Source organism: Pseudomonas sp. LBUM1643, assembly GCF_059716215.1.
This window is the reverse complement of the sequence record NZ_CP166813.1, coordinates 4,624,724-4,647,898: the sequence shown is the minus strand read 5'-3', so window position 1 is coordinate 4,647,898 and position 23,175 is coordinate 4,624,724. Positions and strand designations below refer to the sequence as shown.

The 23,175-nt window shown below is 60.3% G+C and carries 20 protein-coding genes; 13 read left to right on the top strand and 7 right to left on the bottom strand.

The window, feature by feature from the left end; genetic code table 11:
• The first annotated feature begins 27 nt into the window (after nucleotides 1-27).
• From ACA063_RS20840 to qhpG, 4 genes are read left to right on the top strand one after another with little or no spacing between them, the layout of a single operon-like run.
• Nucleotides 28-1,932, top strand: coding sequence for a sigma-54-dependent Fis family transcriptional regulator (locus tag ACA063_RS20840; RefSeq protein ID WP_497663201.1), 1,905 nt, complete (start codon nucleotides 28-30; stop codon nucleotides 1,930-1,932).
• Nucleotides 1,932-3,650, top strand: a complete 1,719-nt coding sequence (locus tag ACA063_RS20835; RefSeq protein WP_497663200.1) for an ABC transporter ATP-binding protein — start codon at nucleotides 1,932-1,934, stop codon at nucleotides 3,648-3,650. The genes ACA063_RS20840 and ACA063_RS20835 overlap by 1 nt, the downstream gene beginning before the upstream one ends.
• On the top strand, nucleotides 3,640-4,317 hold the full coding sequence (gene qhpE, locus ACA063_RS20830; RefSeq protein ID WP_497663199.1) for a subtilisin-like serine protease QhpE: 678 nt from the start codon (nucleotides 3,640-3,642) through the stop codon (nucleotides 4,315-4,317). The genes ACA063_RS20835 and qhpE overlap by 11 nt, the downstream gene beginning before the upstream one ends.
• Nucleotides 4,314-5,609: a flavin-dependent monooxygenase QhpG gene (gene qhpG / locus ACA063_RS20825; RefSeq protein ID WP_497663198.1), complete on the top strand. Its 1,296-nt coding sequence runs from the start codon at nucleotides 4,314-4,316 to the stop codon at nucleotides 5,607-5,609. The genes qhpE and qhpG overlap by 4 nt, the downstream gene beginning before the upstream one ends.
• 113 nt (nucleotides 5,610-5,722) lie before the next feature.
• On the opposite strand, the gene ACA063_RS20820 is transcribed toward qhpG, so the two are convergent.
• Entirely contained in the window at nucleotides 5,723-7,213 is a 1,491-nt protein-coding gene (locus ACA063_RS20820; RefSeq protein WP_497663197.1) for an aldehyde dehydrogenase family protein, read from the bottom strand.
• A 490-nt stretch (nucleotides 7,214-7,703) separates the two neighbouring features.
• On the opposite strand from ACA063_RS20820, the gene peaA reads away from it, so the two are divergent.
• The 4 genes from peaA (at nucleotide 7,704) to peaD (ending at nucleotide 12,276) form a co-directional block, all read left to right on the top strand.
• The gene (gene peaA, locus ACA063_RS20815) at nucleotides 7,704-9,284 is read left to right on the top strand and encodes a quinohemoprotein amine dehydrogenase subunit alpha (RefSeq protein ID WP_497663196.1); all 1,581 of its coding nucleotides are present in this window, start codon (nucleotides 7,704-7,706) and stop codon (nucleotides 9,282-9,284) included.
• A 94-nt stretch (nucleotides 9,285-9,378) separates the two neighbouring features.
• The gene (gene peaB, locus ACA063_RS20810; RefSeq protein WP_497663195.1) at nucleotides 9,379-10,809 is read left to right on the top strand and encodes a quinohemoprotein amine dehydrogenase maturation protein; all 1,431 of its coding nucleotides are present in this window, start codon (nucleotides 9,379-9,381) and stop codon (nucleotides 10,807-10,809) included.
• A 1-nt stretch (nucleotide 10,810) separates the two neighbouring features.
• Nucleotides 10,811-11,134 (top strand): quinohemoprotein amine dehydrogenase subunit gamma, encoded by a 324-nt coding sequence (gene qhpC / locus ACA063_RS20805; protein WP_497663194.1) that lies wholly within the window; start codon nucleotides 10,811-10,813, stop codon nucleotides 11,132-11,134.
• 23 nt (nucleotides 11,135-11,157) lie between these two features.
• On the top strand, nucleotides 11,158-12,276 hold the full coding sequence (gene peaD, locus ACA063_RS20800) for a quinohemoprotein amine dehydrogenase subunit beta (protein WP_497663193.1): 1,119 nt from the start codon (nucleotides 11,158-11,160) through the stop codon (nucleotides 12,274-12,276).
• A gap of 141 nt (nucleotides 12,277-12,417) precedes the next feature.
• On the opposite strand, the gene ACA063_RS20795 is transcribed toward peaD, so the two are convergent.
• Nucleotides 12,418-12,819, bottom strand: coding sequence for a lysozyme inhibitor LprI family protein (locus ACA063_RS20795; RefSeq protein WP_497663192.1), 402 nt, complete (start codon nucleotides 12,817-12,819; stop codon nucleotides 12,418-12,420).
• Nucleotides 12,820-12,880: 61 nt separating this feature from the next.
• Nucleotides 12,881-13,171 (bottom strand): hypothetical protein, encoded by a 291-nt coding sequence (locus ACA063_RS20790; protein WP_497663191.1) that lies wholly within the window; start codon nucleotides 13,169-13,171, stop codon nucleotides 12,881-12,883.
• A 239-nt stretch (nucleotides 13,172-13,410) separates the two neighbouring features.
• Between ACA063_RS20790 and ACA063_RS20785 the strand changes: the two genes are divergently transcribed.
• Together ACA063_RS20785 and ACA063_RS20780 are read left to right on the top strand one after the other, a co-directional pair.
• Complete coding sequence (locus ACA063_RS20785; RefSeq protein ID WP_497663190.1) at nucleotides 13,411-13,899, top strand: SRPBCC family protein; 489 nt, start codon at nucleotides 13,411-13,413, stop codon at nucleotides 13,897-13,899.
• 7 nt (nucleotides 13,900-13,906) lie between these two features.
• Nucleotides 13,907-14,707: an aminoglycoside phosphotransferase family protein gene (locus ACA063_RS20780; protein WP_497663189.1), complete on the top strand. Its 801-nt coding sequence runs from the start codon at nucleotides 13,907-13,909 to the stop codon at nucleotides 14,705-14,707.
• 456 nt (nucleotides 14,708-15,163) lie between these two features.
• Here the strand turns inward: ACA063_RS20780 and inhA are convergent, their stop codons facing one another.
• Nucleotides 15,164-15,841 carry an isonitrile hydratase gene (gene inhA / locus ACA063_RS20775; RefSeq protein WP_497666557.1) on the bottom strand — a complete coding sequence of 226 codons (678 nt, stop codon included), beginning with the start codon at nucleotides 15,839-15,841 and terminating at the stop codon, nucleotides 15,164-15,166.
• Nucleotides 15,842-15,931: 90 nt separating this feature from the next.
• On the opposite strand from inhA, the gene ACA063_RS20770 reads away from it, so the two are divergent.
• A complete protein-coding gene (locus ACA063_RS20770) occupies nucleotides 15,932-16,903 on the top strand; it encodes a GlxA family transcriptional regulator (RefSeq protein ID WP_497663188.1) in 972 nt (323 codons plus the stop codon).
• A 399-nt stretch (nucleotides 16,904-17,302) separates the two neighbouring features.
• Here ACA063_RS20770 and ACA063_RS20765 read toward each other — a convergent pair whose 3' ends face one another.
• The 3 genes from ACA063_RS20765 to ACA063_RS20755 form a co-directional block, all read right to left on the bottom strand.
• Nucleotides 17,303-17,686 (bottom strand): hypothetical protein, encoded by a 384-nt coding sequence (locus tag ACA063_RS20765; protein ID WP_497663187.1) that lies wholly within the window; start codon nucleotides 17,684-17,686, stop codon nucleotides 17,303-17,305.
• A gap of 266 nt (nucleotides 17,687-17,952) precedes the next feature.
• Nucleotides 17,953-19,779 (bottom strand): glycoside hydrolase family 15 protein, encoded by a 1,827-nt coding sequence (locus ACA063_RS20760; RefSeq protein ID WP_497663186.1) that lies wholly within the window; start codon nucleotides 19,777-19,779, stop codon nucleotides 17,953-17,955.
• Complete coding sequence (locus ACA063_RS20755) at nucleotides 19,772-20,572, bottom strand: glucose 1-dehydrogenase (RefSeq protein ID WP_497663185.1); 801 nt, start codon at nucleotides 20,570-20,572, stop codon at nucleotides 19,772-19,774. The genes ACA063_RS20760 and ACA063_RS20755 overlap by 8 nt, the downstream gene beginning before the upstream one ends.
• A gap of 242 nt (nucleotides 20,573-20,814) precedes the next feature.
• Here ACA063_RS20755 and ACA063_RS20750 point away from each other — a divergent pair, with 242 nt between their 5' ends.
• Together ACA063_RS20750 and ACA063_RS20745 are read left to right on the top strand one after the other, a co-directional pair.
• On the top strand, nucleotides 20,815-21,987 hold the full coding sequence (locus ACA063_RS20750; protein ID WP_497663184.1) for an MFS transporter: 1,173 nt from the start codon (nucleotides 20,815-20,817) through the stop codon (nucleotides 21,985-21,987).
• 305 nt (nucleotides 21,988-22,292) lie between these two features.
• The gene (locus ACA063_RS20745) at nucleotides 22,293-23,027 is read left to right on the top strand and encodes a thioesterase II family protein (protein ID WP_497663183.1); all 735 of its coding nucleotides are present in this window, start codon (nucleotides 22,293-22,295) and stop codon (nucleotides 23,025-23,027) included.
• The last annotated feature ends 148 nt before the right edge of the window (nucleotides 23,028-23,175 follow it).

Sequence of the window (23,175 nt, the reverse complement as noted above, 5' to 3'; positions counted from 1 at the left end):
GCAAAGCGGACCGATCCGGAGCGCTTGATGACGCTAATAAAAACCACATCCCCCAAGCTGCACCACGAAGCCCGGCTGGCCCGGGAAAAACTCCATCTCGAGGGCGAAGTCCCCGATGGTGTCTTGCGCGCGGAAATCGACGCATCGTGGCGCCGCAGTCTCGGCCATGGCGTGCATTTCAATGGCAAGCACGAGCTCGCGCTGGAATCGAGCGCGAGCCTGGAAGTGCTGCTGGCCAGCAATCGACTGCTGATCGACGCTGCATTGCCGGCCATCGACTACCTCGCTGAACGCCAGGGCAAGGAAGGCCTGATCATCCTGGCCAATTCCGACGCCACCATCCTTGCCGTCGAAGGTCGTGCTGATCGCCTCAAAGGTAGCGGTTTGCAAGACATCACCCTGGGTGCCTGCTGGAGCGAAGCCGCTCGCGGCACTAATGCCTTGGGCACCGCACTGGTCGAAGCTCGTCCAACGATGATCGATTGCGGCGAACATTACCTCGATCGTCTCACCGACTTCTCCTGCACATCGGTCCCCATTCACTGCCCGCAAGGCGATATTCTCGGCGTGCTCGACCTGACCCGCGAAGGTCCGCTCGGCCGTGTCCATGACAGCACCGCGCTGCTGGCGATGGCCGTCAGCCAGATCGAAAGCCGCGTGTTCAATGCCAGCTATCCAGACGAAATCGTCCTGGCCTTCCACAGCCGTCGGCAGTACCTCGAATCCCCCTGGCAAGGCCTGTTGGCAGTGAGCCTCGGAGGGCAAATCCTCGCCGTCAGTGCCCAGGCTTGCCAGTTGCTGCACGCCGATCGTTCGGCGCTGGTCGGTCGCCGTTGCGAAGAGTTTCTCGGCGTCGATGGCTTGCAACTCCTGTCGCGGTTGCATCAGGGCGGCATCGGCAGTCTGCAGACTGCCAAAGGCGAATTCTTCTACAAAACCCTGCGCGCGCCACAGCGTTCGATCGGTGTCAGCACGCCCTCGCGCAGCTCTTCGAAAACCGCCAAACCCACTCCTGATCTGGAGTCCCTGGCCGGCAGCAATGTCCGTTACGCCAGGGCGTTGCGCATGGCCCGACAAGGTTTAGCCAATGAGCTCCCTGTGTTGCTGCTCGGCGAAACCGGCACCGGCAAGGAGGTCATCGCCCGCGCCCTGCACATGGCCGGTACTCGCTGTGACAAGCCCTTCGTCGCGGTGAACTGCGCCGCAATCCCCGAGGGCCTGATCGAGTCGGAATTGTTCGGCTACCGTGAGGGCGCCTTCACCGGGTCTCGTCGCGGCGGCATGATCGGACGCCTGCAGCAGGCCCACGGCGGGACCTTGTTTCTCGACGAAATCGGGGACATGCCCCTGGCCCTGCAAGCCCGTCTGTTGCGAGTGCTGCAGGACCGAAAAGTCGCACCACTGGGGGCAGGCGAGGAACAGGACATCGACGTGGCGCTGATCTGTGCGACCCACCGCGACCTCAAGCGCCTCGTGGAAGAAAAACACTTTCGCGAGGACCTTTTCTATCGCGTCAACGGCATCAGCGTGATGCTTCCAGCGCTGCGCGAACGAGACGATTTCGACGGGTTGGTATCGCGGCTGCTCACCCGTCTGGACGCACCGACCGTCCTCCTGCATGACGACCTGAACCGTTTGCTCAGCGGCTATCACTGGCCTGGCAACATCCGCCAACTGGAGATGGTCCTGCGCACCGCCCTGGCAATGCGCGAACCGGGTGACACCGTGCTCACCCTCGACCACCTGCCCGACAGCATGCTCGACGAGTTGACCGCCAGCGAGCGTCCGCAATCGGGCAGTATCCGCGAAAACGAACTGGAGATGATTCGCCAGTCCCTGGACAGTCATCAGGGCAATGTCTCGGCCGCGGCCGACGCCCTAGGTATCAGTCGCGCGACCCTGTATCGCAAGCTCAAACAGTTGCGTTCGTGATGCAGCGCCTGATCGTTCGGCTGATCGACAGCCAAAACCCCGAAGCCCTGCAAGCGGCACTTCGCTGGCTCTACAGTTTTGTGCGTCCGCACCGCCTGGCAATCGCCGGTTTGCTCGGTTTGTCGGTCTGCGCCTCGCTTCTGGTGCTGGTGCAACCCTGGCTGACCAAGCTGCTGATCGACGATGGACTGCTCGCGCGCAATTTTTCGATGCTGGTGCTGATCGCCGGCTTGATGATTGTCGCCGGCCTCCTGGGCACGGCGTTGTCGGGTATCAATCGATATCTGCACACGCGACTGTCCGGGCGGATTCTGTTTGCCCTGCGCGATGACCTTTACCGGCACTTGCAAACCCTGTCGCCGAGCTTTTACGGTCAGCGGCGCATCGGTGATTTGATGTCGCGCCTGGACGGTGACGTCGCCGAGATCCAGCGTTTTGCCGTGGATTCTTTGTTCTCGGCGGTGTCGAGTGTGGTCGGACTGGTGTGCGCCGTGGCCATGTTATTGACCCTGTCGTGGAAGTTGTCGTTGCTGGCCCTGGTGCTGATTCCCCTCGATATCCTGTGGCTGCGCTGGATGCGGCGCAAGGTCGAACGGGATGTGCGCCAATTGCGCGAGCGATCGGCGGACATGTCGTCGTTCATGGTCGAGACACTGCCCGTGATGAAGTTCATCCAGTCCGCCGGTCAGCAACAGCGTGAATCGCGGCGCCTGGAAACCCTGGGGCAGGGCTACATGAGCCAGTTGCTGCGCCTGCAAGTCACCGAGTTTTTCACCCAGGCCGTGCCCGGCACACTGACTTCATTGTCCCGCGCCTGTGCATTTTTGATTGGCGGTTATTGGGTGGTACAGGGCACTTGGCAGCTGGGCGCATTGATCGCGTTTTCCACCTACCTTGGCATGGCCGTGGGACCGGTACAGAGCCTGCTCGGGCTGTATGTCGCGATTCAGCGGATGACTGTCAGTCTCGGCCGTGTAATGGAGTTGCGTGGTGAAGAACCGACTGTTCTCACCCCTCAGTCACCAAAGCCGATGCCAGCTTCGGGCGAGCTGCGATTCGACAACGTGCACTTCAGCCACCCCGGCCGACCCACCACGTTGCGCGGCATCGAAGCGCGGATCCCCTATGGCCTGAAAGTGGCCCTGAGCGGTGGCTCGGGCGTCGGCAAATCAACACTCATCGACCTGCTGCAACGGCATCACGACCCACAGTCCGGCCGAGTGCTGTTGGGTGACGTCGATGTGCGCGAACTGGACCTGTTCCAGCTGCGTCGGCGGATTGCGGTGGTCAGTCAGGACATCGTGCTGTTTCGCGGCAGCCTCGCCGACAACCTGGCCTACGCCGTGCCCGACGCCAGTCGCGAAGCCATTGCCGAAGTCGCCCGCCTGGCACAACTCGACAGCCTTATCGCGTCCTTGCCCGAGGGGCTCGACAGCCCGTTGGGCGAGCGCGGCCAGCAGTTGTCTGGCGGACAAAAGCAACGCATCGCCATTGCCCGAGCGCTGTTGCAGGACCCACTGATCCTGGTGCTGGACGAAGCGACATCGGCGGTGGATGAGGCCACCGAGCGTGAAGTCATAGAGGCCATCGACCACCTGTTTGCCGGTCGCACACGAATCCTCATCAGCCACCGCCCTTCAACCCTGGCCGATGCCGATCTGCGCTTTGAATTGCTTGAGGGTGTACTCACTTCGAAGACGGTGCTGCATGAAGCCTGAACTGAGGATTGGTGTGGTGGACAGCGGGCATTCGGCGGCGCAACGGGTGCAGGTCATCGCCGGGCGACGCTTCTCGCTGCTGGACGATGGGTTGGCCGAAAGCGAGCTGCGCGACGATCCGCTGGGGCACGGCAGCGCAGTGATCGAAGCGATTGGCCGACGGGCGCCCTCGGCGGTATTTTGCGTCGGTCAGGTGTTCGACCAGCGTGGTGTCACCAGCGCATTGCAAATCGCCACGGCCATTGATTGGCTGGTGGCGCAGAACGTGCGCCTGATCAATTTGAGCCTGGGTTTGCGTCAGGATCGCAGCCTGTTGCGCGAAGCTTGCGCGGCGGCGGTGGCACAGGGCGTTCTGCTCTGTGCGTCCAGCCCGGCCCAGGGCGAAGGTGTCTTCCCGGCGAATTATCCACAGGTGCTGCGAGTGACTGGCGATGCCCGTTGCGCCGAGCACGAATGGTCGTGGCTCGACAGCGCACAGGCGGATTTCGCCGCGTGTGTGCATGGCACGTATCCGGGGCAGTCTGGCGCGAGTTTGGGGTGCGCGGCGTTGAGCGGGCACATCGCAGGCTTCCTGGTCGAACAGCCGGCGGCGAGTAACGGGCAAGTTGTCCAATGGCTGCGCGAAAATGCCCGTTATCGTGGCCCCGAACGGCGCTTCGAAGCATGACGAAGATTGTTGTACTAGGCGCCGGGCCGGCAGGCGCCGCAGTGGCCTTGGGGCTGCGACGACTCGGTTACGCAGTCACGCTCATCAGTGAATGGCGCCGCTTCGCAGCTCTTGAAGGGGTGTCCGTCAGGGTGCTGGAGGCCTTGCGGGGTGCGGGGCTGAATCAGGCTTTGGCAGACGCGGCGTTGCCTTCCCAAAGGCAGGTGTCATGGAACGGCCAGCAGCATGCGCAAAATATAGAGTTCCTGTTGGACCGTCCGTGTTTCGACCGCGGTCTGCGTGAAGACCTGCGTCTTGCCGGCGTGGAGCTGATCGAGGGACGGGTGTTGACCGTTCAGACGTCAACCGCAGGGCATCGGGTAGGAATTGAAGGGCACGAAGCACTGAACGTCGATTTCCTGGTGGAAGCTCGCGGTCGTCAAGCACCTGCGCTGGGTAAAGGCCTGCGCGGGCCGGAGACGGTCAGTCTGCTCAATCGCTGGCACGGCCCTGCGGGCGACACCGCCAGCGCCGTGGAAAGCCTGGAAGACGGCTGGGCCTGGATGGCGCGGCGGGCGGACGGACAGTGTTACTGGCAATGGACGGTGGACGTGGCCAGTGCCGATCTGCCGGGCAAAGCGCGGTTACTCGATTACTGTCGCCAACGACGCTTGAATTCGTCAGTGGCTCGAGCGTTTTTTGCCGATGGGCCGGAAAACGACGTGCAACTGCATGCTCGCAGCAGTACCGCGATTTTGAATCCGCAGGTCTGCGGTCATAACTGGATTCGAATTGGCGACGCAGCGATGGCGGTAGATCCGCTGTCGGGCAACGGGATTTTTCAGTCGTTGTCGTCAGCGTTGCAGGCACCGACCGTGATCAACACGCTGCTGCGTAAACCCGAACGGGCGGCGCTGGCCCGCCGGTTTCATCAGCAGCGGGTTGAGCAGTTGTTCCTGCGATTCGCGCGAATCGGGCGCGATTTTTATGCCGATGAGCAACGCTGGCTGGATCAGCCATTCTGGCAGGCGCGGCGACAGTGGCCGGATACAGAAGTGGCCCATGCCGAAGCGGATTTTTCATCGTTGCGCATTGAACGCGCGCCGGTGCTCAAGGACGGTTTTGTCGATGAGGCCGAGGTGGTGATCACGGTGGATCAGCCGCTGGGCATCTGGCATGTTCAAGGGGTTGAACTCGCGCCGCTGGTGCGACGGTTGCAGACCGAACCGGCTGAGCAGGCGTTGGCGGGATTGACTGTGGAGCAGGGGAGGATGGTCAGGAGTTGGTTGTTGGCCCAGGGATTCAAACCCTGACAATTTGTAGTGACCTGTCTGGCCTCATCGCGGGCAAGCCCGCTCCCACAGAGATCACCCCGAAACTGTGGGAGCCGGGCTTGCCCGAAATGAGGCCTAAAAAACGCCGCCAATCAAAGCTTGATCAACACCGACTTCAACTCCGTGTAATGCTCAATCGCCGCATACCCCATCTCCCTCCCGACCCCGGACATCTTGTACCCGCCAAACGGCAGCGCCGGGTCCAGTGCACTGTGGCAGTTAACCCAAACCGACCCCGACTTGATCCGCGGAATCATCCGATGCACCGCCGCCAGATCATTCGACCAGATACTCGCGCCCAGTCCATACGGGCTGTCATTGGCCATGCGCAACGCATCGGCTTCATCATCGAAGGGAATGGCTACCAGCACCGGGCCGAAAATCTCCTCCTGCACCAGCGAGTGCTTCTGATCGACATCCACTATCACCGTCGGCTTGACGAAAAACCCCGGTCCGAACTGCTCGCCACCACAGGCAATCGTTGCGCCGCTTTCGCGGCCTTTTTCGATGTATCCATACACCCGCTCCTGCTGGCGCGCGGAGATCAGTGGTCCCATCTCGACGCTTGGATCAAGTCCGTTACCTAACTTCATGGCATTGGCAATATCAGCGATATCCGCCACCACATTGTCGAAATGCTTGCGCTGCACATACAGCCTGGAACCGGCGCAGCACACTTGGCCCTGATTGAAGAAAATCGCGCTGGCGGCACCGGCTGCGGCAGTCTTCAAATCGGCATCGCCCATCACGATGGTCGGTGATTTACCGCCCAGTTCCAGCGTGACCCGGGTCATCGACTCCATAGCGATCTTGCCGATCTGCTTGCCCACGGCGGTGGAGCCCGTGAAGGTCAGCTTGTCCACCAGTGGGTTGTGGGTCAGCGCGGAGCCAGCCGTAATGCCGGTGCCAGTCACTACGTTGAACACGCCTTCGGGATAACCGGCTTCCAGCACCAGCTCAGCGAGTTTCAGCGCGGTCAGGGGCGTTTCATCGGCGGGTTTGAGCACCACGGTGCAACCGGTGGCCAGCGCGGGACCGAGCTTCCAGCAGGCCAGGAGCAGCGGGAAATTCCAGGCGACGATGGCACCCACCACGCCAACGGCTTCGCGACGAATGAAACTGTGGAACTGATCGTTCGGCATCAAGGGCAACGACACTTCAACGCTGGAGCCTTCGATCTTGGTCGCCCAACCCGCCATGTAGCGCAAGAAATCGATGGCCAGTTGCACGTCCATCACCTGCGCAACCGCAGCGCTCTTGCCATTGTTCAGGCACTCCAGTTGCGCCAGCAATTCGGCGTCGCGTTGCATCAGGTCAGCGAGTTTCCACAACAGGTTCTGCCGCTCACGGGGGCGAGTGCGGGTCCAGGTCGAATCATCGAACGCATGGCGGGCAGCAAGCACCGCGCGGTCGACGTCTTCCGGCGTGGCACGTGGCACCACGCACAAGACCTCCCCCGTGGCCGGGTTGTGCAGGGGCATGGTCTGGCCGTCAGCGGCCTCGACCCAGTCGCCGCCAATAAGCATGCGCGGAGCACGCTGGATGAACGCCAAAGTAGCAGGAAGCAAAGCAGGGAGCGACATGATGAAACCTCGTCTTGTTCGTGTGACGAGTTCTTCGCAACGGTTGTGCCAGTTGTGTTGATGGCTGGTAAAGGCCTTGTTTTACCGGGCGGGCGGCTTATCTACCCAGCCCCGGAAGCAGGGCGGTCGTCGCAATTTGCGACGCCATGAGACACACGAAGATCAAAAGATCGCAGCCTGCGGCAGCTCCTACACCGAACCCCTGTAGGAGCTGCCGCAGGCTGCGATCTTTTGATCTTGATCCTATGCTTGTCTCAGAGTGCAACAGATGTCGCGATATTAGACGCACGCCTCAACCCGCAGCCGGGGCAAAACCCCCGATATTTTTCGCAAATACCTGATAAACAACACTATTCATAAGCTGGCACGCTCCGTGTATTGCTCATCGCAGACGTTTCTCTTGCCTCCGTCAGCGTTAACCGCCGGCGGCAGAAACCATAAAAACGATAAGCCACAAAAATAAGAAAGCACCGTGCGAGGTTCGACGTTGATGAAGAGAAAACTCCGATCAGGCCTGAGTGCCAGCCTGCTGGCCGTGGCCACCTGTATCGCGCTGCATTCGCCTTACAGCCTGGCAGCTCGCGATGCCCAGACCATTCTCAAGGAAACCTGTCAGGGCTGTCACACCCCTGAGGCCGATAACGCGCTGAGCCGCATCAGCCACCAGCGCAAAACCCCGGAAGGCTGGCTGATGAGCATCGCCCGGATGCAGACCATGCATGGCCTGCAGATCAGCGATGACGACCGCCGCACCTTGGTCAAGTACCTGGCCGACACTCAGGGCCTGGCGCCAAGCGAAACCGATGGCGTGCGTTATGCCCTGGAACGTCGACTCAATACCGTCGAGAAATTCGACGACCAGACCAGCCAGATGTGCGGTCGCTGCCACTCCGGCGCGCGGGTCGCCCTGCAACGGCGTCCGGCCCAGGAATGGGAGCGTCTGGTGAACTTCCACCTCGGCCAATGGCCGTCCCTTGAATACCAGGCCCTGGCCCGTGACCGTGACTGGTTTGATCTGGCCCGCAAAGAAATGGTGCCGCTGCTTGCCAAGCGTTATCCACTGGACAACCCGGCCTGGAAAAAATGGCTGACCACGGCGCCAAAAGCCGAGGCGTTTGTCGGCGACTGGAGCTTCAGCGGCCACTTGCCCGGCAAAGGCGAACTGGCCGGGATCATGAGCGTGGCGTTGGAGGGCAACGACACCTTCAAGGTCAGCGTCAAAGGCCAATACGCCGATGGCAGCCCGTTCAATGGTGACGGCAGCGCGATTCTCTATACCGGCTATGAATGGCGCGGCAACGTGACCATCGACGGCGTGACCATGCGCCAGGTGTTCGCTGCCCAAGGCAATGCCCTGCAAGGCCGGATGTTCGAGGCAGAGCATGATGAACGCGGCCTGGATTTCGTCGCCGCCAAGCAAGGTTCCAATCGTTTGCTGGCGGTGCAGCCGGGTTATCTGAAAGCTGGCAGCGAAAGCGAAGTCACCCTGATCGGCAGCGGTCTCAGCGGCAAACCGAACTTCGGTAAAGGTGTTGAAGTGGTCGAGGTGCTGGAGCAAAGCCCCGAGCGAATCAGGGTCAAACTCAAGGCCGCCGCCAATGCCCAACCGGGCGTGAGGGCAGTCACTGTTGGCACGCTGAAAGGCCCGAGCCTGTCGGTGTACAGCAAGATCGATGCAGTCAAGGTCGTGCCTGAATTCTCGGTCGCACGGATCGGCGAGGGCGGTGGATCGACGCCGAAAGTCCAGGGCCGTTTCGACGCTGAAGCCTGGGGTAAGGGTGCCGACGGCAAGCCGTACCGCATCGGTGTATTCCCGGCGCAGTGGAAAGTCGAAGCCTTTGACGACCGCGCCAAGGAAGACGAAGACGTCAAGTTCGCCGGCACCATGCAGGCCGACGCGGGCGTATTCACCCCAGGCGATGCCGGGCCGAACCCGCAGCGCAAAATGTCCACCAACAATGCCGGCAACCTCAAGGTGATCGCGGCCGTCGATGACGCAGGAACATCCCTGACCGGCGAAGGCCACATGATCGTCACCGTGCAACGCTGGAACAATCCACCCATTCCGTGATGTTGAAACTTGAGCGTGGCTGACCCAACGGTTTTAGACACTTTTTCGGAATGACCGCAGGCCCCGGAACCGGGGTTTGCACAGGAGGTTTGCAATGGGCGCTATCTTGAATCTGGTTGAGCGGAATCTGCACGAAGTGCACGTCGATGCTGACCGCATGCTGTTTCACATTCCCAGCAGTTCGCTGTTTGCCAGTGACGAACTCACCGGCACCATTATCGATACCTTGCGCGGTCCCGGCTGCTCGTCGGAAGACCTGATCCAGCGCCTGGCGGCGCGTTTCAACGGCGAAGAAATTACCGAGACCCTGCGCGAGTTGATTTCCCTGGAACTGGTCAGCGACGGTTCACCGTTGACCCCGGACATCGGCACCAAGCGGGTCGAACGCACGGCGATCAACACCGTGGTCCTCAACGTCAACACCGGCTGCAACCTGAGCTGCACCTACTGCTACAAGGAAGACCTCGACAAGCCGTCGGCCGGCAAAAAAATGGACGTCGAAACAGCCATCGCGTCGGTGGAAATGCTGCTGCGCGAATCCCCGGACGAAGAGCGATTTACGGTGGTGTTTTTCGGCGGCGAGCCCCTGAGCAATCGCAAGCTGATCGAGTACATGGTCGACTACTGTGAAAAGCGCTTTTCAGAGGCCGGCAAGTTCGTCGAATTCGTCATGACCACCAACGCGACGCTGCTGACCGAAGACACCGTGGACTACCTCAATGCCCACCGGTTCGGGCTCTCGGTGAGTATCGACGGACCCAAAACCGTGCACGACCGCAACCGCATCACCGTGGGCGGGCAGGGCACTTATGACGTCGTTCGGCGCAAAGCTGAAATGCTGCTGTCGCGCTACAACAGCCGGCCGGTCGGTGCACGCGTCACCCTGACCACCGGCGTCACCGACGTGGAAACCATCTGGGACCACCTGTTCAATGAACTGGGGTTTGCCGAGGTCGGTTTTGCCCCGGTGACTTCCGGTGATATCAGCACGTTCAACCTGTCCAGCGACGAGCTGATCGAAGTCTTCGCCAACATGAAAAAGCTTGGCCGGCGCTATCTGGAAGCAGCGCTGGAGCACCGCAACATCGGGTTCTCCAACCTGCACCAGCTGATCACCGACATCCACGAAGGCCATAAAAAAGCCCTGCCATGCGGCGCGGGCCTGAAGATGCTGGCGGTGGATCACAAGGGCGAGCTGAACCTGTGCCACCGTTTTACCGGCTCGTCATTACCGACCTTCGGCAACGTCCATAGCGGCGTCAAACAGGTGGAGTTGAACGACTTCCTGTCCCAGCGCCTGGACCGTACCAACACCGGTTGCGAGGACTGCCAGATCCGCAACCTCTGTTCCGGCGGCTGCTACCACGAAAGCTACGCCCGTTACGGCGACCCGACCCACCCGACCTATCACTACTGCGAACTGATGCGTGACTGGGTCGATTTCGGCATCGAGGTCTACACCCGGATCATGGCCCACAACCCTGCGTTTATCAGCAGCTACATCACTCCGCGCAAGGCTCACTGATATGAAACATCTCAAGGCAATCAACAATAAAGCGTTGAAAATGGATCAGGCTGCGGCCGAAAACCGTATCGAAGAAGTGGTGGCGATGAGTTCTATCGCCGGCTGCGCCTCGACCACCGACCCCGGCTGGGAAATCGATGCGTTTGGCGGCGTGTCCTCGCTGTGTCAGCCGATGGAAGCCGATCTTTATGGGTGTTCCGACCCTTGCTGGTGGCCGGCCCAGGTGCCCGACATGATGAGCACCTACCCGGACTGGAACAAGGATGCCCAGGCGTCCAACGATAATTGGCGCAACCTCGGGACTGTCTTCCCAAAAGACAAGTGATCGGTCAACAGAAGGATTTCAGCATGCCTCGCATCAATGCCTGCGGCCTGGCCGCGTTCGCCGTTCTGAGCGCCTGTTCGCTCACTGTCATGGCCGATGAGAACACCGCGCTCGAAACCGGTCACGAGTACATGGTGACCACCAACTACCCGAACAACCTGCACGTCATCGACCTGGCCACCGATACCCTGTTGAAGACTTGCAAGATGCCTGATGCCTTCGGTCCAGGCACCGTGCAGCTATCGCCAGACCGCAAGACTGCCTACGTGCTGAACAATCACTACGCGGACGTCTACGGGGTCGAACTGGACAGCTGCAAGCAGGTGTTCCACGCCAACATCACCCAGAAGCCGGGTGAGAAGGCGAAGTCCATGTTTGCCTTCACCCTGAGCCATGACGGCAAGGAATTGTTCGCCATCGCCAACCCCACGTTGATGCTCAACGACCGCTACGAAGTGCAGCAACCACGGCTCGATGTGTATGCCACCGATGCCGGAATGGACGCAAAACCGGTGCGCAGTTTCCCGGCGCCGCGGCAGCTGACCATCATGCAGAGTGGCGATGACGGCACGCTGTATGTGGCAGGTGCGGACGTCTACAAGGTTGATGTGAAAACCGGCAAGTTCGATGTGCTGATCCCCAGCCGGCACTGGAAGCGTGCGAACTACAGCGCGCCGGATGTGCTGTACGTATGGAACCAGCAGACATATCGCCATGACTTTTCGCTGCTCTACACCACCGCGAAATTCAAGGATAAAAAGCAGGACCCGGCCACCGCCGACTACCTGTACGGACTGTTCAGCATCGACCTGAAAACCGGCAAGACTGAAACCACCGATTTCGGCCCGCTGACAGAAATCTACTTCAGCGGCATGCGCTCGCCCAAGGATCCCAACCTGATGTTCGGCGTGCTCAACCGACTGGCTAAGTACGATATCAAGGAGAAGAAAATGCTCCAGGCGGCGACGCTTGATCACTCCTACTACTGCATTTCCTTCAACAAGGAGGGCAGCAAGATCTACCTGGCCGGGACGTTCAACGATGTGGCGATCTTTGACCCGGAGACCATGAAACAGATCGGCAGTATCAAGCTGCCGGGTGGGGACATGGCGATCACCACGGCGCAAGTGTTTACTCGTTAACGACGGCGCCTGATCCGACCCCATCGTCGGAACGCCGCCCGGAGCAAGCTGTGCTCCCACGGTGGTCAATGATGTTCACAAAATTGTGATCACACTGAAGACCCACTGTGGGAGCTAGCCTGCTAGCGATGGGGGCCTGGATCAAACCCCCGGCACCGGACAACTCATATCCCCCTCCTGGCACTTCAGATAATTCTTGAACGTCTCCACCCGCGCCTTGGTTAACCCGGTAACGCAATTGCTATAGACCAGCGTGTACACGCTCCCGCCCTCAACTGAGGACGCCGAAAACTTGCACTCCGCATCCCGAAACGCAATCCAAGAACGCTGAGCACCGATCAGCAACTTCTTGCCATCCGGGTTGCTCTTCAAACGCGTGGTGATCTGCTGATACAACGCATTCAGTTCCTTGTCCGCCGCCTTGTTCTGCTGCGCTGCGCACTGATTCATCGTGGCCTGGTCAGCGGCGTTGTCGCAATCCACGGCAAAGGCCGCGTGGGCGAACAGCAAAGGCGTCAGCGCCAGGAGAAAGCGTGGGGTCATGGGGGATTCTCGCTGTGACATCAAAGAAAAGTGGAAGGCAGTGTAACGAACGCTTGCACGGTCAGTTGCCGGTATAGCCGCGCAAACGCATGCAATCGTTAACCAGGTCGATCTGCTTCTCGGCCACCACAATTCCGTCACCCACCCCGGCACCCACGGCTGCAGACATACTCTTGTCCGAAGGCGTGCTGCTGTAACTGGCCGTCGCGGCCTTGGCCTGGTACTCGCACTGGGATTTATCCTTATCAACATCCGCCTTAATCGCGCCCGGCCGGCTCCAGTGATTGACGGAAGTGGTGCAGGCGGTGAGGCACACGATTGATACGAAGGTCAGGATTCGAGTCAGCGGCATTATTGGCGTCCCGAGCTTGGGTTTGGCGTTGAGGCGAATGTTTCGAGTCTAGACCCGTTCTCACGGGTTTGCGGATTCATGCCGACGGGCGAGGCGGTACTTTTCTATGTGAATCCGGAACTTACCCTCAAATTACAGCCGTACATTTCATACAGGGTTGATTGCAATGGCCTGTTGGTACAACTTTAGGGTGGGTCTTGTGGTCTTACAGGCCTACTGTTCATTACAGGAGGTGACCTATGAACCCAGCATCAGATCGCATCGAAAGGAAAATCCTGCTCAAAGCGCCGCGCTCGCACGTCTGGCGCGTGATAGCCCATGCTGAGGCATTCGGGCAGTGGTTTGGCGTGTCACTGGAGGGTAAGCGCTTTGTCGCCGGTGAATGGACCCAAGGGCAGATTACCTACCCCGGTTATGAGCACCTGCTGTGGAACGTGCTGGTAGAGCGGGTCGAGCCGGAACGGGTGTTTTCGTTTCGCTGGCATCCCTACGCGGTGGAACCCGACGTCGACTATTCCCAGGAGCCCACCACGCTTGTGTTGTTCGAGCTTGAAGACATGGATGAAGGCACGCTGCTCAAGGTCACCGAGTCGGGTTTCGATCATATTCCCCAAGCCCGTCGGCTCAAGGCGTTCCGTATGGACAGCCGTGGCTGGGATGAGCAGATGAGCAATATCGAAGAGTTTTTGAAGACCAACGCCAAACTCCACGCACGTCAGGAAGAGTAAAGGCTGCATGTTTGAACCCTGGTTGAAACGCTGGGCGCTGGTGCCGGACGGAGAGCCGATCATCACGCCTGGCAGCCGCTTGTTACCGGTGCGGATGGGCCCTGCACCGGCAATGTTGAAGATTGCGATGGATGCCGACGAACAGGTCGGCAACCAGTTGATGACCTGGTGGGACGGCGAGGGCGCCGCACCGGTTTTCGCCCACCACGAGCAAGCATTGGTCATGGAGCGGGCGATGGGCTCGCGTTCACTGATGCGCATGGCGCTCGAAGATCAGGACGACGAAGCCAGCCAGATCCTGTGCATGGCGCTGTCCCGGCTGCATACACCCCGATCCTTGCCACCGCCGCCACTGGTGCCCCTGGCGCTTTGGTTCAAGTCGCTACGCTGGGCAGCCGAACTGCAGGGTGGCCCGTATGCCTTGAGCCTCGCCACCGCCGAAGCGTTGCTGGCCGACCCGCAGGATGTGGTGGTACTGCACGGGGACATGCATCACGACAATGTCCTGGATTTCGGTCCGCGAGGTTGGTTGGCCATTGATCCCAAGCGCGTGATCGGTGAGCGCGGATTCGATTACGCCAACCTCATCTGTAACCCCGACCTGCCGACGGCCGCTGATCCTCGCCGCTTTCAAAGACAGATAGACGTCGTGGCAGACGCCGCCGGCCTCGCACGCCGCCGATTGTTGCAATGGGTGTTGGCGTTTGCCGGACTGTCGGCCGCCTGGTTTCTCGAAGACAGCGACACCGTGAGTGCAGAAGGTCAGCTACAGGTCGCGGAAATGGCGTCTAAAGCCCTTGAGGCATAAGGCCATTAAGGGGATCCGGAAGCAGGGTTATAGCGAATGTCTTACACGCGATGGTAGTGATATCGTCTGTTACAAATTGGATCCGATGCGTATTCTGACCCCATCAACCGAGGCACAGGAAGTGCCTCGGGATCATGGATGATCGACCATCAGCAAGGAACGCTACCGACAGGGAGTCGACATGGTCTTGGGAAAACCCGCTTCGGCGGGTTTTTTTTGTCTGAAGAAAAGCCAATACCACTACCTGTAGCAGCTGCCGAAAGCAGTCGCCCAATAATTAAATACACCGCATTCATCCGATGTACGCCTTCCCTGTAGCAGCTGCCGAAGGCTGCGTTCGGCTGCGAAGCAGTCGCTCATCGAATGAATGCGGCGTGGCTGAAAGACCGTGTTGATTGTTCGAGCGACTGCTTCGCAGTCGAACGCAGCCTTCGGCAGCTGCTACAGGTCAGTCGGTCACAAATTCGCCGCCACGCGCTCAGTAATCAACGTCCGTTGCACAAGCGACTGCGCTGCACGTTGATGAGCCTCTGCCAATACAGCCGCAGGCGCCGTCTGCGGGCTGCCCGAAGAAAATGGCGGTGCCGGGGCGTACTCCAACTGCAACTGCACCAACTGCGCCGTGTCCTCATCAAACAACTCCGCCGCCAGGGTCAGGGCAAAGTCGATCCCGGCCGTAATCCCGCCTCCGGTCAGCAGATTGCCATCGCGTACCACTCGGTCGTTCACCGCAATCGCCCCCAAAGGCTTCAACAGTTCGTGGTAAGCCCAGTGAGTCGTCGCGCGTTTGCTCTTGAGCAATCCCGCTGCCCCCAACACCAATGCTCCTGTGCAAACCGAGGTGACATACCGCGCATTCGTCGCTTGAGCCTTGATAAACGCCAGCGTCACTTCATCCTCCATCAACGGCCCGACACCACTGCCACCGGGAATGCAAATCACATCCAGCGCCGGGCAATCATCAAACGTGGTGGTCGGGTGCAGCACCAGTCCGGTGCTTGCAGTCACCGGCGCCAAGTCCTTCCAGATCAAATGCACCTTCACATCTGGCAACGAAGCCAGCACGTCATAGGGCCCCGTCAGGTCCAGTTGTTGAACCTGGGGAAACAACAGAAAACCGATCTGCAACGTCATGGTGTTTTTCTCACGCAGTGGGGTGGACGGCTTGATAGTAGACTCGTAGGATCTGGCGTATACGCCAATCACCCCACGAATTACGCCAATATGCCCAAGACGATTCATGTGCTCGCGTTCGCCAACGTGCAACTGCTCGACGTCACCGGACCGTTGCAAGTGTTTGCCTCCGCCAACGACATTGCGCGCCAGCAGGGTTTGCCGCCGCCCTACGCACCGACGGTGATTGCAAGCAGTGGCGGGGCGGTCATGTCATCCGCGGGATTGGCGCTGTTGGCCGAACCGTTGCCCGAACAGGCCAGTGATACGTTGGTCATCGCGGGTGGCTGGGGTGTCTACGCCGCGGCGCAAGAAGAGGCGCTGGTCGCCTGGGTGCGTGCGCATGGCATCGGATGCCGTCGCGTGGCTTCGGTGTGCACCGGTGCCTTCTTGCTCGCGGCCAGCGGTTGGCTCGACGGGCGTCGCGTGGTCACTCACTGGACCCGTTGCGAGCAACTGGCGCAGGCGTATCCCCGTCTGCACGTGGAGCCCAACCCGATCTTCATCAATGACGGCCCGGTCTGGACGTCCGCAGGCGTCACCGCAGGCATCGATCTGGCGCTGGCCATGGTCGAGGAAGACCTCGGCCGCGCCATGGCCATGGAAGTCGCTCGGCAACTGGTCGTTTTCCTCAAGCGCCCCGGCGGTCAATCGCAGTTCAGCGTGACCCTGTCCTTGCAAAAGGAAGACAGCCGATTCGACGAACTTCACGCCTGGATCAGCGAAAACCTCACCCTGGACCTCGGCATCCCGACACTGGCCATGAAGGCCGGCATGAGCGAACGCAGCTTCGTCCGCCACTACCGCGCCGACACCGGCCAGACACCCGCACGGGCCATCGAACTGATTCGCGTCGAAAGCGCCCGCAGACTGCTCAGCGACACCGGCGTAGCAATCAAACGCGTGGCAGTCCAATGCGGATTTGGCAGCGAAGAAACCCTGAGGCGCAGCTTCCTGCGATCAATGGGCGTCACCCCGCAAGCCTATCGGGAGCGGTTCTGCGTCAGCGCTGCAGCGGGCTAAACGACTAACCGCTTGAATTGCTGCCGAAGACCAATGCAGTTCCCCCAGGGGTCCCGAACCTGGCAGATCCGGTCGCCGCCCGCAATGTTGAGCGGCCCTCGATACAGCACGCCGCCGATGGACTGCAGTCGAGCCACCTGCGAATCCAGATTTTCGACTGACCAATACACGACAGATCCTGCCGGGCCGCAACCCACCTTGTCGTCGGCATCGACTATCTCCAGGGCAACCCCGCCTATAGCAAGGTGACCATAATCATCGGACTCGGGATGGATCTGATTTGCCGTCTCAAACGCTCGAACGTACCACTGCGTGGCCGCGCGCCAGTCAGGTACATGAATCAGCACGGACACAATGGGGCAATCAGACAAACCCGCGTACTCCTCAGTCCACTGTCATTCAGTCTTGCGCCACCTGATTAAAATACTTCGACCGGTCCGGCGTGAACGTCACCACCATGGCGGTCCGTGAACAGGTCAGCTCACGCTCCTCGCTCAGATCGATACTCAAATCTTCCCCTCGCAATCCCTGCCATTGGGCAAGGTATTTGAGAGATCCGTATTTTTCGAGCTTCTTCAAGCTCCGACTGACGCCACCTTTCCAGCCCAGCACGGGCAGTTCACCGGTGAGGCACTGGTTAGCGAGTTCGGGAAAGCGCGCCGCGCGTTGGCGGCCGACCTCCCAGCACTTGATCAGGCCTTTGTCGTGGTCTTCCCACAATTGCTCGCGGTTCAGACCCGTTCGTAGTGGAGAGTCGATGCTGCGCTGAATGTGTTGGCTCATTCGGGTTCCTCGAATCGGGTGTTTTTTGGACAGCTCCGCTGTGCCCGTTGAGCGTGGATGTTAGGTGGGGTTTTAAGTGCTGGCAACCTGCTAGTTCCGCTGGTTTGAGCGGGAAATCCGAGAATTACGTTTAGCCGGTGTAGGAGCAAAGCTTGCCCGCGAAAGCGTCATTTCAGTCGATATCAATCGCGAATGACAGTTCGCCATCGCGAGCAAGACCGGCTCCCACAATCAGCTTGTGGGGCAGGCCACAACAGCAACCCAATCTATGGCTGCCAACTGGTCTTCTCGCCACTCAACCGCCGATCCAGAAAACTCGCCGCACTGATCAGCGCCAGATGCGTCAACGCCTGGGGCGTATTGCCCAGATGTCGCCCGCGGCTATCAAACTCCTCGGCATACAACCCCAATGGATTTGCGTACCTCAGCAACTGTTCGAACTCCAGATGCGCCTTTTCCACCTGGCCCGCCCGCGCCAGGCATTCAACGTACCAAAACGAGCACGCCGCAAAGGCGCCCTCGGTCCCTTCGAGACCATCAATGCGGGCGTCGTCGTTGCGATAACGGTAAACCATTCCGTCACGCACCAGGGTCTTTTCAATCGCTTCCAGCGTCGAAAGCCAGCGTGGGTCTTTGGCGCTGACGAAGCGCACCAGTGGCATCAAAAGCATCGAACCATCCAGCGCGGTGCCGCCAATATGCTGGACGAAATGCCCACGTTCTTCGTTCCAGAAGTTCTCCCAGATATCCGCGTAGATCGCCTGACGTGTCTCATCCCAACGGGCGAAAGGTGCGGGCAGCGAGCGTTTCGACGCCAGACGAATGGCCCGGTCCAGCGCCACCCAACACATCAGCCGTGAATGCAGAAAATGGTGTTGCTCGCCGCGCATTTCCCAGATGCCGACGTCCTTTTGCTGCCAGGTTTCACAGACCTGATCGACGACTTCCACCGCGTGTTTCCAGCCTTCATGGGAAATGGCGTCACCGTATTTATTGACCAGGTACACCGCGTCCATCAGCTCGCCGAAGATGTCGAGCTGCACCTGGTCGTAGGCTTGATTGCCGATCCGCACCGGCTTCGCATCCCCGTGACCGGTCAAGTGCGAGAGTTCGGTTTCCGGCAGTTCCTGACGACCATCGACGGCGTAGAGGATGTTGAGTTTCATCGGTTTACCCTGGCAATCGCTGACCCGTCCCCGCAGCCAGCCCATGTAGGCGTTGGCCTCCTCGACGAAACCCAGGCGCATAAAGGCATACACGGTAAAAGAGGCATCACGGATCCAGGTGTAGCGATAATCCCAGTTGCGCTCGCCACCGGGCGTTTCCGGCAGGCCGAAAGTCGCGGCGGCGAGGATGGCGCCATGTTTGCGCGACGTCAGCAACTTCAGCGCAAGGGCTGAGCGGTTGACCATTTCCCGCCAGCGACCCCGGTAATTGGACTGGGCGCTCCAGTCGCGCCAGAACTTCAGGGTGCGTTCCATGCACATCTCAGCGCCGCCCTCTTTGAAGCGCGGGTCGTCCAGGCCACCGAGCAGAAATTGCGCGCTCTGGTCCTGTTCAAGGGTGAACTGCGCCACCGCCGCACCGTCCTCGACGCGTAGAACCTGATCCGAAGACAGGCGCAAGGAGGGCTGGTCGGCGGCTTCGAATGCCACGTCTTTTTCCTCCATGCGCGCACGGGTATCGGCACGCGCATAGTCGTGCCGCACGGCGCAGCGCATGTGGAATGTCGCTTGTCCACTGACCACCCGGACCCGGCGCATCAACACCGGCAGATCGTCCTCACTGTCGCCAATGGGCAGCAGGTCGGTGACTTCGACCACTGCGCGGTCGCTGAGCCAGCGGGTTTGCAGGACGTTGGTGTCCGGCAGATAAATCTGTTCACGGCGAGCGTCAGGCAGGTCCGGTGCCAGTTGAAAAATGCCGGCCTCGGGCGTGTCCAGCAATGAACAGAAAATCGACGGACTGTCGAATTCCGGCCAGCAGAAAAAATCCACGCTGCCTTTGTCGTTGACCAGGGCCGCGCTGCGCATGTCACCGATGATGCCATGAGCGTCGATGGCGCTTTGTCGTTCGGGATGATGATCAGCCATTGCCGCGAAACTCCGGATAGAGGCTCATGCCGCCATCGATAAAAAGAGTGGTTCCGACGATGTAGTCGGAAGCATCGGAGGCGAGGAATACCACCGCATTGGCGATGTCCTCGACGTCACCGATGCGGCCATAGGGAATGAGTTTGAGCAGTTCCTGCGCGGCGTCGCCTTCGGTGGCGGCGCGATTGATCGCCGTGCGGATCGCCCCCGGCGCGATGCCGTTGATGCGGATGCGCTGGTGGCTGACTTCCTGGGCGAGGGTCTGCATCAGCATGTCGATCCCGCCCTTGGACGCGGTGTAATTCACATGGCCGGCCCAGGGAATGCGCTGGTGCACCGAGCTCATGTGAATGATCTTGCCCGCTGCCCGTGACACCCCTTCGCGAACGCCTTGGCGATTGAAGATGCGCAGGGCGGCGCGGGCACAGAGGAACTGGCCAGTGAGGTTGACGCCAATCACCTGGTTCCAGTCGGCAAGGCTCATGTCTGCAGCCGGAGCGTCCTTCTGCATGCCTGAATTGGCCACCAGAATGTCCAGCGAGCCAAACGCTTCGAGGGTCTGGGTGAACAACCGTTCGACGTCATCTTCCTTGGAAACGTCAGCGCCAATGGCCATGGCGCGACCGCCTTGCGCGTTGATCTGCCGGGCCAGTTCTTCGGCGGGGGCGGCCTGGGAATTGTAGTTGAGCACCACGGCGGCGCCGGCAGCCGCCAATGCCTTGGCGGCACCGGCACCAATGCCGGAACTGGCGCCGGTGACGAGGGCGACTTGTTGGTCGAGAGATATCAGCATGAACGTTAGCGCCTTGAGGTGAGGGCCTAATCAGCTGACTGGTTTCAAGCATTAAGAGTTCAGCAGCAAGATCAAAAGATCGCAGCCTGCGGCAGCTCCTACATTGACATGCGATCCCCTGTAGGAGCTGCCGCAGGTTGCGATCTTTGATCTTGGGGGCCTTCACACTCAACTAACAATTCCCCGCTTTCCCGTCGCCCCGCCTTATGGCAACTTGCACTCCCGAATCGAGACCCCGACCCATGGCCAATCCCTACCGCGACCTGTTCAAAGCCCCTGGCAGCAAAGCCTTCGTGCTGGCCGGCATGATCGCGCGCATGCCGATTTCCATGACCGGTATCGGCCTGATCACCATGCTCTCGCAATTGCAGGGCGGATACGGATTGGCCGGCGCCGTCGCCGCGACGTTCGCCCTGGCCACGGCTTTTTGCGCACCGCAAGTCTCGCGGCTGGTGGACCGTTTCGGTCAGCGCCGAATTTTGCCAGTCTCGGCGCTGATCGGTGGCGGGGCGCTGTTGATGGTGTTGCTCTGCACCCGTTTGCAGGCACCGCACTGGACGCTGTTTGTGTTCGCCGCACTGGCCGGTTGCATGCCCAGCATGTCGGCCATGGTGCGTGCACGCTGGACCGAGTTGTATCGCGGCCAGCCCGAGCTGCAAACCGCCTATGCCCTGGAGTCGGTGCTCGACGAAGTCTGTTTCATCGTCGGACCGCCGCTGTCTGTGGGATTGTGCGTGGTGGTGTTCCCCGAAGCCGGGCCATTGGCAGCGTTGCTGATGCTGGCAATCGGGGTCACGGCATTCGTGCTGCAAAGGGATACCGAACCCGCCATTCATCCTCACGAAGCGCATCATCAGGGTTCGATCATTCGTTCCGGCGAGCTTCGATTGCTGGTGCTGCTGATGGTCGCCATGGGCACCATTGTCGGCGTCATCGATGTCGTCAGCGTGGCGTTCGCCCAGCATCAGGGCCAGCCCGCCGCCGCCAGTATCGTGCTGTCGGTGTACGCCATCGGTTCGTGCATGGCCGGGTTGGCGTTCGGTGCTTTACGCTCGAATGTGCCGCTGCCGCGACTGTTCCTGTACGGCGGAATAGCGACGGCGGTGACGACCTTGCCACTGTTGCTGGCGACGAATATTTTCGGGCTGTCACTGGCGGTGTTCGTCGCCGGACTGTTCTTCGCGCCGACCTTGATTGTCGCCATGGCCCTGGTTGAACAAATCGTCCCACCGGCCAAACTCACCGAAGGCCTGACCTGGCTGGTCACCGGATTGAGCATTGGCGTGGCGATCGGCGCCGCCAGTTCAGGCTGGCTGGTAGACGCGTTCGGTGCCCCCAGCGGATTCTGGGTGGCCATCGCCGCTGGCGCCGTCGTCCTCGGCTCAGCCATTCAAAGCTTCCGCCACCTGAAATAAGCCAGCCCCCTGAGACAGGCAAATATCAAACCTCAGCCAACACAATATCTGTGGCAAACACAGAACCTCAGGCAAACACAATATCTGTGGCAAACCCAAAACCTCAGGCAAACACAAAATCTGTGGCGAGGGAGCTTGTCGAATCGTCGCACCGTCCCGCTCGGCTGCGCAGCAGTCGTAGAAATGTTGGGGTTGCTGCGCAACCCAGCGGGAGCGAGCTCCCTCGCCACAGGTCTGTGTCCGCCTACTAATTCCAAGCGCCCCTCATCCGTTCTCTAATCAGACAACTTTCGAGGTATGCCCCGGTGACCCAGCTGACATTGCTGTGCCTGCCCTATTCAGGTGCGAGCGCCATGGTCTACAGCCGCTGGCGGCGCAAGCTGCCGGAATGGATCAAGCTGCAACCGGTGGAGCTGCCGGGACGCGGCGCGCGTTATGGCGAACCGCTGCACACCGACATGCGGCGCCTGGCGCTGCAACTGGCTCGTGAGCAACTCGCTACCCTCAAACCACCGTACGCCTTGTTCGGCCACAGCCTGGGCGCATTACTGGCCTGTGAAATGGCCCACGCCTTGCGCTCATTGGGCGGCCCGGAACCGGTGGCACTGTTCGCCTCGGGTACCGCCGCGCCGACGATGCGCGCCGACTACGACCGGGGGTTCGCCGAACCGAAAACCGATGCCGAGCTGATCGAACAACTGCGCACCCTCAATGGCACCAGCGAAGAAGTATTGGCCAACGAAGAGCTGATGAGCCTGACGCTGCCAATCCTGCGTGCCGACTTTCAACTGTGCGGACGTTTCGAGCCGCTCCAGCGCCCACTGCTCAAGTGCCCGGTGCACGTGCTCGGCGGCAAGACCGACCGCGCCACCCCCTCGCAACTGATCGGCTGGAGCAAGGAAACCCACGGCAGTTTTTCAGTGGACATGCTTGCCGGTGGCCACTTCTTCATCCATGAGCACGAAGCCAAGGTATTGCGGGTGATCAAGGACCAGCTCGACATCCACCACCGACGCCACGCCATGACCGCCACCGCCTGATTTTTCTTGAATATAGCTGGAACCCTGTAGGAGCTGTCGAGTGAAACGAGGCTGCGATCTTTTGATCTTGTCTGTAAAAAACAAAATCAAAAGATCGCAGCCTCGTTTCACTCGACAGCTCCTACAGAGCTCTGCGCAAACCCCGCAT